Source organism: Marinobacter sp. DUT-3 (assembly GCF_050379435.1).
In the GTDB taxonomy this organism is placed as follows: Bacteria; Pseudomonadota; Gammaproteobacteria; order Pseudomonadales; family Oleiphilaceae; genus Marinobacter.
Genome location: NZ_JBNRMG010000008.1, coordinates 42457 through 51323, shown reverse-complemented (window position 1 = coordinate 51323; position 8867 = coordinate 42457). Strand labels below are relative to the sequence as shown.

Sequence of the window (8867 nt, the reverse complement as noted above, 5' to 3'; positions counted from 1 at the left end):
ATGCCATTGACCCGCGACAACGATCACTGCCCGGATTCCGGGCAGGCCGACATGGGCGCCATAGAGGCGCTGCTGACCCGCCGTTCCTACGTGCGCAGCCTGCTGCGTCACCCGGCACCGACCACCGGGGAACTGGAAACCATCCTGCAGGCGGCAATCTCGGCGCCGGATCACGGCAACCTGAGGCCCTGGCGTTTCGTGGTGGTGCGGGGCGAGGCCATGACTGACCTTGCCGGGCTGGTGCGGGAGTTGTACGCCGGCCGGGACATGAGCGCCGACGACCTGCAGGCCTTCGTTGACGAGATCGCCGCTACGCCGATGATGCTCTTCGTCTGCGCCGAGGTGGTGGCCCGCCACCGGGTGCCGGACCAGGAGCAGCAGATGTCCGCCGCGGCCGCCTGCCAGCAGATGCTGGTGGCAATCCACGCCCTTGGCTACGGCGCGATCTGGCATTCGGTGGAGCGCCATCCGGCAATCTGGGAGCGGCTGGGGCTGGCGGAGAAGGACAGCATCGTGGGGGTGCTCTCCGTGGGCACCCCGGACCCGCGCAAGAACCGTCCCCGCAAGCGGCGTTCGTTTACTGACTTCACCTGGGAGTGGCATGCCGGTGGCGATCTGCGGCCCTGGCGTGCCGTGGACTTGCCGTAATGCCAAACCGAAAGTAACCCCGGCCCCGGACGCTGGTTTGAGTTAGGAGGAGCGGCCAGGTAACAGGGTCAACGTGGCCAGGGTGTCTTCATCCAGAAAGCGGTAATGAGCCTGGAAGTCGGTGTACTTCGGGAGTTGGGCGTGCAACTGTTCGTTGAGTTGGAAGGAAATGATTTGCCTGTGAGTATCAATGTGGACGACGGTAACCGCATCAAAGTCAAAATAGTGGCCGACCAGTGGGTAGGCGGACTTGAAGAAGCTCTCTTTTAACGAGAAGAGCAGAGTGAAGACCGTTCTGGGATTCAGGTTGTCACAGCCCAGCAAGCGGTGTTCCTCTCTGACCAGAACCAGGTCACGGGACTGTTCCAGCGTCTCCTCGCTGACGATGTTTTCAATGTCGACTCCGATGCTCCGGGTTTTGGGATCGTTGCTGACAAGCGCGCATGCCCAGGCCCGGCTGTGACTGATCGATCCCTTGACGCCGCGGGGCCATAACGGACATCCGTGTGGCCCGATCTCCACCGGCTCTCTACCAAGGCCCAGTGCCGACAGTGCCTTGTGGGCGCAATATCGACCTGCGAGAAACTCCGCCCTGCGTTTGGCGACAGCGCGATTCAACGAGGCTGGAAAAGGAATGCCCAGGGTAGGGTACAGGCTGTCCCTGTAGTCATCCCGGTTGTACTTACACCAGTACTGGTCAAATCCAGATGGCAGGGTCAGTGGATAGGCACAGGGGGTAATGAATGGTGTCATGGGGCTGTCGTATCATCAGGCTAGGTATCGAGTGGCCGTATGGGCAAAAGGCGATGGGGTACCGCGACTCAAATCCAGCATGTGGGTAACCTTGAATACGGGTGGGGAAGGCGGCTGAGTTTATAAGTGTCACTCTTTAATATCAATGATAATAGTTCTCATATAAGTCACGCTTTGGTTCAATCGCCCACCGCGGATCGTCCCGATGCGTCGGATGGTGTTCGTTCAGATTCGGAGTACTTGGGTACTGGTGAACTGACGGGAAACCTTGGAAAAGGCGCTGCCCGCGTCCACTTGAGCAGTTACTCCAAGGCTCCCGCCGTGGGGGCTGATGGGCGGCGAGCCCTGGCCCCCTAGTCGCGGGAATGGTTAGTAGCGGGAATGGTAATCAACGCTAGCCGTTGAATGCCATATGCTCGGCATCCAGCTGCATCAGGTTCTTACTGGGGCTGAGCATGCTGGTAGCGTGGGCCTGTGCGCGGGGCAACAGGCGTTCGTAATAGAACTCCGCGGTGGCCAGTTTGGCCTTGTAGAATTCCTCGGACTCGTCACCGCCGTTGTCCAGTTTGTCGGCTGCGACTGCCGCCTGACGCGCCCAGATGTAGGCCATGGACACATAACCGCTGTACATCAGGAAATCGTGGGCGGCGGAGCTGACCACATCCCGGTCCTTGCGTGCCGCCAGCATCAGGCGAACGGTCAGCAGGTTCCATTGCGCGGTGAGCTTCAGCAGTTCCACCGCGAACGGCCGCAGGCGTTTGTCGGTTAGGTGCTTGCGGGCGAAGTTGGCGATGATCAGGGTGAACTCGCGTACCGCCCCGCCCTGGGTCATCAGCAACACCTTACGGCCCAGCAGGTCCAGTGCCTGGATGCCGGTGGTGCCTTCGTACAGCGTGGCAATCCGGGTATCGCGGGCAATCTGTTCCATACCGTGTTCACGGATGTAGCCGTGGCCGCCGAAGACCTGCATGCCAATATTCGCTGCCTCGTTACCCAGTTCGGTGAGGAAGCCCTTGAGGATCGGGGTCAGGAAGCCGAGCTTGTCGTCGTATTTGTCGGCTTTTTTCTCATCGCCTTCCGCATAACCTTCCACCATGTGATCCGCCACCCGGGCCGCGTAGTACAGCATCCCGCGTCCGCCTTCGGCGATGGCTTTCTGGGTCAGCAGCATGCGGCGCACATCGGCGTGGTGAATCAGCGCATCAGCGACATGTTCAGGATCTTTCTTGCCGGACAGCGCACGCATCGAGCGACGCTCCTTGGCATAGTCCAGTGCCCACTGGTACGACAATTCCGCTGGGCCAACGCCCTGGATGGCGGTACCAATACGGGCGGAGTTCATGAAGGTGAACATACAGTTCAGGCCTTCGTTCTCGGGCCCGATCAGGAAAGCGGAGGCGTCATCAAAGTTCATCACGCAGGTCGCGGACGCCTTGATGCCCATTTTCTTTTCCAGGCTGCCACAGGTCACGCCGTTGCGCTCGCCGACACCACCGTTGCCGTCCGGCAGGAACTTGGGAACGATGAACAGGCTGATGCCCTTGGTGCCCTTGGGCGCATCCGGCAGCCGGGCCAGCACGATGTGGACAATGTTTTCGGTCAGGTCATGGTCACCGGAGGAAATGAAGATCTTGGTGCCGGTGAGTTTGTAGCTGCCATCGGCCTGGGGTTCGGCCTTGGTTTTCACCTGGCCCAGGTCGGTACCGCACTGGGGTTCGGTCAGGCACATGGTGCCACCCCAGCGGCCTTCCGTCAGCGGCGTCAGGTAGGTCTGTTTCTGGTCCTCGGAGCCATGCAGGTAAATGGTGTTCATGGCGCCCAGGGACAGGCCCGGATACATTGAGAACGGCCAGTTGGCGGTGCCCATCATTTCCTGCTTCAGCAGACCCATGGAAGCCGGCAGGCCCTGACCGCCGTACTCTTCCGGCGCGGAGAGGCCCTGCCAGCCGCCCATGGCGTACTGTTCGTAGGCTTCCTTGTAGCCTTTTGGCGTGGTGACCACACCGTCTTCCAGCTTGCAGCCCTCTTCGTCGCCGGGCTGGTACAGTGGGCTGAGGACTTCCTCGCAGAACTTGCCGCACTCGCTGAGAATCGCCTCAACAATGTCCGGGGTGGCGTTTTCACCGCTCTTCAGTGAGGCGTAATGGCCCGGGTAGTCAAACACGTCGTTGAGCAGAAATTTCATGTCGCGCAGGGGCGCCTTGTAAACCGGCATAACAATACCTCTGTCCTGTAAGGGAATCGGGTGGAGGGCAACAGGCTCTCCGATAGGAAATGTTTTACGGCATTCAAACGGGTGTTCCATTGACGAAAACCGCCTGCCCGACTGTCAGAAAGGACAATTGGCTGAAATGACGATGCCGGTGCCGGGCTTCATGAAGGGTTGATCGAAAACCTGGCTATGGGCGTATTTTCAGGAAGATAACGTGCGAATGAATTCTGTTTCGGGAGTGTAAAAGTCATGCAAATACCCAGACCTTCGGCTGAACAGGCTGGCCCGCGGGTGTCCTTGTGGTTATTGTTGTCGGTACTGGTTCTGGCCGGCTGTGCCGGACCATCGCTGGACGAATACAGCGGTCGCGAACCTCAACTGGTCCCCGAGGCCTTTTTCAATGGCGAACTTTCTGCACGGGGTGTGGTCAAGGATTGGTCGGGCGCCGTCATCCGTACCTTTGACGCGGATATTGATGCCAACTGGGATGCCGAGGGCGTTGGCACGCTGGATGAAGTATTCCGCTTTGACGATGGCGAGGTACAGACCCGGACCTGGATACTGACGCCGTCCAACGACGGCTACCATGCCGATGCCGGTGACGTGGTGGAGCCTGGCACTATGCGGTGGCGGGGTAACGCCATTCACATGAACTATGTATTACGGGTGTCCTACGGCGATGGCACCATCGACGTCCGCATGGACGACTGGATGTACCTGGTGACACCGGACACGCTCATCAACCAGACCACCATGAGTAAGTGGGGGATGGATGTAGGGGAAGTGGTGTTGGTGATCACCAAAAACGATAAAGACTGATTGAGACACTTATGCTGAAGCAATGGCTGATCGCGCTGGTTCTGGTGGCTGTAGCAGTCGGTGGGGTCTTTGCCTACCGTTATATGGATCAGGGCCCGGACAGCGGCGATCAACGGGTCCGCCCGGCAAGCGTGGTCAATATCGCCACACCGAGTCTGGAAACCGTTCGGGACCGGGTTAATGCAGTGGGCAGCCTGAAAGCGCTGGAAGCCGTTGAACTGACCACCGAGGTCAGTGGCCGCGTGGTGGAGCTGAACCTGCGCAGCGGCCAGCGGGTAGACCGGGGCGATCTGTTACTTCGCCTGGACGATCGCCAGGCGCGGGCGGACGTGCGGGTGTCCGAAGCCCAGGTGGCGGATGCGCGGCGCCAATATGACCGGGCCCGCAGCCTGCGTTCAAACAACAGCATTTCCCAGTCCCAGGTGGATGAACTGCGAACCACCCTGGACGTGGCGCAGGCCCAACTGGAAGCGGCGCGAACCCGTCTGGATAACCATCGCATCACGGCTCCGTTCAGCGGTGTCGTGGGGCTGAGTGATATCAGCCTGGGGGCTTACCTGGAATCCGGCACTGCCGTTGCGACCCTGGACTCCACTGATCGTATGGAGCTGGGTTTTGCCATTCCCGAACGGTTTCTGGGGCAGATCAACCTCGGTCAGGCGGTAGTGGGCGGTTCCCCTGCCTTCCCGGATGAAAACTTCGGTGGTGAACTGGTGGAGCTGGGTACCCGCATCAGCGAATTGAGCCGCACCCTGCCGGTGAGGGCGTTGATCGATAACCCTGACGGCAAACTCCGTCCCGGCCAGTTCATGTCAGCCAGCCTGACCCTGCGTGAGCGCCAGGCCCTGGTGATTCCGGAACAGGCGGTGCTGATGCGCGGCGCCGACAAGTATGTGTTCATTGCCGAAGATGGCAAGGCGCGCCGGGTATCCGTGACCCTCGGTTCACGTCAGCCGGGATGGGTGGAAGTGTCGGACGGGCTGGCGGCGGATGATCCGGTCATCATCACCGGCCAGGACCGGCTCAGCAGCGGCGATCGCATCGAGGTGGTGGAAGACGACAAGGCGATTCCGGACAACCGCTTTGCCACATCGCTGGAGTCGTAATCCATGATCCTGTCCGATGTATCGATCAAACGCCCGGTCTTTGCCACCGTCCTGAGCCTGTTGATTCTGGTTTTCGGCCTGGCCGCCCTGCTGGGTCTGCCGGTGCGGGAGTATCCCGATATCGATCCGCCGGTGGTGTCGATATCCACTGACTATATCGGCGCGGCCGCCGAAGTGGTGGATACCCAGATTACCCAGGTTATCGAAGGCGCAATCAGTGGTATCGAGGGCATCCGTTCCATTGAGTCCAGCACCGAGCAGGGTGAATCCCGCACCAGCATTGAATTCAACACCTCCCGCAACGTCGATATTGCCGCCAATGATGTCCGTGATGCCGTCTCCCGGGTCAGTAACGAGCTCCCGGAAGAAGCCGATCCCCCTGTGGTGAGCAAGGCCGATTCCGATGCCCGCCCGATGATGTGGATAACGCTTCGCAGTGACATCTGGGACAGCGCCGAACTGAGCGATTTTGCCGATCGTGTGCTGGCGGACCGGCTCTCGGTACTGGACGGTGTGGCGGATGTGCGTATTGGCGGCGAACGCCGCTACGCCATTCGTGTCTGGCTGGACCGGGAGCGGCTGGCGGCCCGCGATATTACCGTGGCGGAAGTGGAGCGCGCGTTGCGGGCGAACAATGTGGAACTGCCGGCGGGCTCGGTGGAGTCCGCCACCCGCGACTTCACCGTGCGCGCCGAAGGCCGGTTATCCACAGTGGAAGAGTTTCGCGAACTGGTGATCCGCCGCGATGGCAATGACCTCCTGCGTCTTGGTGAAGTGGCGAACGTCCAGATGGGGGTGGAATCGGACACCAGCCGCCTGCGGGCCAATGGCCAGACCGCCATTGGCATGGGGGTGATCCGGCAGTCCAAGGCCAACACCGTGGCGGTGTCGGACCTGGTGCAGCAGGAACTGGAGAAGATCCGCGAGACCCTGCCGCCGGAAATCACCATTGCCGAAAGCTACGACGAATCCATTTTCATCCGTGCCTCCATCAAGGAAGTGATGATCACCCTGGCCATCGCGGTGTCGCTGGTGATCCTGGTAATTTTCGTGTTCCTGCGATCCTGGCGGGCAACACTGATCCCCGCCGTAACCATCCCGGTGGCAGTGATCGGCGCCTTCATCGGTCTGGGCGCCCTGGGCTTTTCCATCAACGTGCTGACATTGCTGGCGGTGATCCTCGCCATCGGTCTGGTGGTGGACGATGCCATCGTCATGCTAGAGAACATCCAGCGCCGTATTGATGACGGCGAGCCGCCGTTGCTGGCTTCCTACCGTGGCGCCAAGCAGGTGGCGTTTGCGGTTATAGCCACCACTCTCACGCTTGTCGCGGTGTTTGTTCCCATCTCGTTTATGGGCGGGAACATTGGCCGGCTGTTTGCGGAATTCGGCTTTACCCTGGCGGCCGCTGTGGTGGTGTCCAGTCTGGTGGCGCTGACCCTGGCCCCGATGCTGTGCTCGAAATGGCTGAAACACAGCCCGGAAACCGAGGAGGGTCACCGGCTCTGGAGCGCCATTGAGAAAGTGTTGAATGGCCTCACCCGGGGCTATGAGCGCATGTTGCGGTTCTCCCTGCGCCAGCCGGGTTTGCTGCTTGGTCTCGGGCTGGTGGGTATGGTGCTGATCGCGGTGGTGTTTCCCAAGTTGCCCCAGGAACTGGCGCCGATTGAAGACCGTGGCGTGATAATCATGCCGGTCAGCGCACCCCGGGGATCGACGGTGGAATACACCGATCATCACGTGAAAAAGGCCGAAGAACAGTTGCTACCCTACCTGGAGGAGGGAATTGCCGATCGTCTGCTCTCTATCGTCGGGTTCCGTAATGAGGCCGACAATGCCTTCTTGATCATGGGGCTCACCCCTTGGGAACAGCGGGATATCAAGCAACAACAGGTCACCAGCGAACTCCGGGGCCAGCTTGCCGGTATTCCCGGCATCCGCGCCGTGGCGGTGAATCCGCCGGGGCTGGGGCAGCGGGGGTTCAACCAGCCGGTGGAAATCGTGGTTGGTGGTCCGGACTATGAATCGGTCCAGGCCTGGAGTGAGGAACTGCTGGAACGGGCCAAGGAGAATCCGGACCTGCTGAATCTTGAGACCGATTTCGAGCTGACCCGGCCGGAGTTGCGGGTGAATATCGACCGCGAACGGGCGGCGGACCTGGACATCACGGTGGAGGATGTGGGGCTGACCCTGCAGACCATGCTGGCGTCCCGCCAGGTGACCACCTATGTCGATCGCGGTCGGGAATACGACGTTATTGTGCAGGCGGCGGATGCCGATCGCGCCACGCCTGAGGACCTTGGCCAGGTCTTCCTCCGCCCCCGTGAGGGCGGTGCGCTGATTCCCATGGAAGCCCTGGTGTCGGTGCGTGAAATCGGCGCCAATCCCGACCTGCGGCGCATTGATCGCTTGCCGGCAGTGGTTATCAGCGGCTCGCTCGCCGACGGTTACGATCTGGGCTCGGCCCTGACGTACCTGAATAACCTGGCGGTGGATAATCTTCCCCCGGAGGCCCGCATCAGCTACAAGGGGCTCAGCCGTGAATTTCAGGACTCCTCGGCGGCCATTTACCTGACATTCGGGCTGGCCTTCGTCATCGTCTTCCTGGTGCTGGCGGCGCAGTTCGAAAGCTGGATACACCCACTGATCATCATGCTGTCGGTCCCGCTGGCGGTGACCGGGGCGCTGTTTGCGCTGTATTGGGCTGGCATCAGCCTGAACATATACAGCCAGATCGGTATCGTCATGCTGCTGGGGCTGATGGCCAAGAACGGCATCCTGATCGTGGAGTTCGCCAATCAGCTCCGGGACAAGGGCTATGAAGTCCGGGATGCCATCCTTGAAGGGGCTATCCTGCGCTTCCGGCCGGTACTGATGACCACCATTTCGACGGTGTTTGGCGCCATACCGCTGGTGATCGCTACCGGTGCCGGAGCTGAAAGCCGCGCTTCCATCGGTGTGGTGATCCTGGGCGGGCTGGTATTCGCCACCACCCTGACCCTGTTCATCATCCCGGTGCTGTACAACCTGCTGGCACGCTTTGCCAAGTCCACCAACGCGGTGGCGGTGGAGTTGGAGAAGCAGGCCAGCCAGTCCGGTGGCGGCCAGGGGCTGGCAACTGCGCCACAAAAGCGGGCAGATGATTTCTGACCGGCTTTTGCCCGTTCCCTGTCTGTCAGCTGTGGATAAAGGTTTGAATAAGCTACGGACAAGCGTTGGATGAATATAATTGAATTCAATAAAAACAATAAGTTATTGTGCATTTTTGGCTGTATAATAAGTGTTCTTGCATGTGGATAACTTTCTTGAAAACTTTTCTGAGAACAGTT

6 protein-coding genes are annotated in these 8867 nt (G+C 60.2%); 4 read left to right on the top strand and 2 right to left on the bottom strand.

Annotation, left to right across the window (positions count from 1 at the left end; translation table 11 throughout):
- Positions 1–648, top strand: a complete 648-nt coding sequence (locus ACQUWM_RS12585; RefSeq protein WP_428922384.1) for a nitroreductase family protein — start codon at positions 1–3, stop codon at positions 646–648.
- Between the two features lie 42 nt (positions 649–690).
- Here the strand turns inward: ACQUWM_RS12585 and ACQUWM_RS12580 are convergent, their stop codons facing one another.
- Both ACQUWM_RS12580 and ACQUWM_RS12575 read right to left on the bottom strand, forming a co-directional pair.
- Positions 691–1401, bottom strand: coding sequence for a 4'-phosphopantetheinyl transferase family protein (locus ACQUWM_RS12580; RefSeq protein WP_428922383.1), 711 nt, complete (start codon positions 1399–1401; stop codon positions 691–693).
- Positions 1402–1795: 394 nt separating this feature from the next.
- Positions 1796–3616 carry an acyl-CoA dehydrogenase C-terminal domain-containing protein gene (locus ACQUWM_RS12575; RefSeq protein ID WP_428922382.1) on the bottom strand — a complete coding sequence of 607 codons (1821 nt, stop codon included), beginning with the start codon at positions 3614–3616 and terminating at the stop codon, positions 1796–1798.
- Positions 3617–3862: 246 nt separating this feature from the next.
- Here ACQUWM_RS12575 and ACQUWM_RS12570 point away from each other — a divergent pair, with 246 nt between their 5' ends.
- From ACQUWM_RS12570 to ACQUWM_RS12560, 3 genes are read left to right on the top strand one after another with little or no spacing between them, the layout of a single operon-like run.
- Positions 3863–4432, top strand: coding sequence for a DUF3833 domain-containing protein (locus ACQUWM_RS12570; RefSeq protein ID WP_407001612.1), 570 nt, complete (start codon positions 3863–3865; stop codon positions 4430–4432).
- An 11-nt stretch (positions 4433–4443) separates the two neighbouring features.
- Positions 4444–5538, top strand: a complete 1095-nt coding sequence (locus ACQUWM_RS12565) for an efflux RND transporter periplasmic adaptor subunit (RefSeq protein WP_428922381.1) — start codon at positions 4444–4446, stop codon at positions 5536–5538.
- A 3-nt stretch (positions 5539–5541) separates the two neighbouring features.
- A complete protein-coding gene (locus ACQUWM_RS12560) occupies positions 5542–8688 on the top strand; it encodes an efflux RND transporter permease subunit (protein ID WP_407001610.1) in 3147 nt (1048 codons plus the stop codon).
- The last annotated feature ends 179 nt before the right edge of the window (positions 8689–8867 follow it).

Excerpts from the sequence above, each read along its gene's own strand:
- ACQUWM_RS12560 (WP_407001610.1), top strand. The coding sequence starts at position 5,542 with ATGATCCTGTCCGATGTATCGATCAAACGCCCGGTCTTTGCCACCGTC.
- ACQUWM_RS12565 (WP_428922381.1), top strand. The coding sequence starts at position 4,444 with ATGCTGAAGCAATGGCTGATCGCGCTGGTTCTGGTGGCTGTAGCAGTC.
- ACQUWM_RS12570 (WP_407001612.1), top strand. The coding sequence starts at position 3,863 with ATGCAAATACCCAGACCTTCGGCTGAACAGGCTGGCCCGCGGGTGTCC.
- ACQUWM_RS12585 (WP_428922384.1), top strand. The coding sequence starts at position 1 with ATGCCATTGACCCGCGACAACGATCACTGCCCGGATTCCGGGCAGGCC.
- ACQUWM_RS12580 (WP_428922383.1), bottom strand. The coding sequence starts at position 1,401 with ATGACACCATTCATTACCCCCTGTGCCTATCCACTGACCCTGCCATCT.
- ACQUWM_RS12575 (WP_428922382.1), bottom strand. The coding sequence starts at position 3,616 with ATGCCGGTTTACAAGGCGCCCCTGCGCGACATGAAATTTCTGCTCAAC.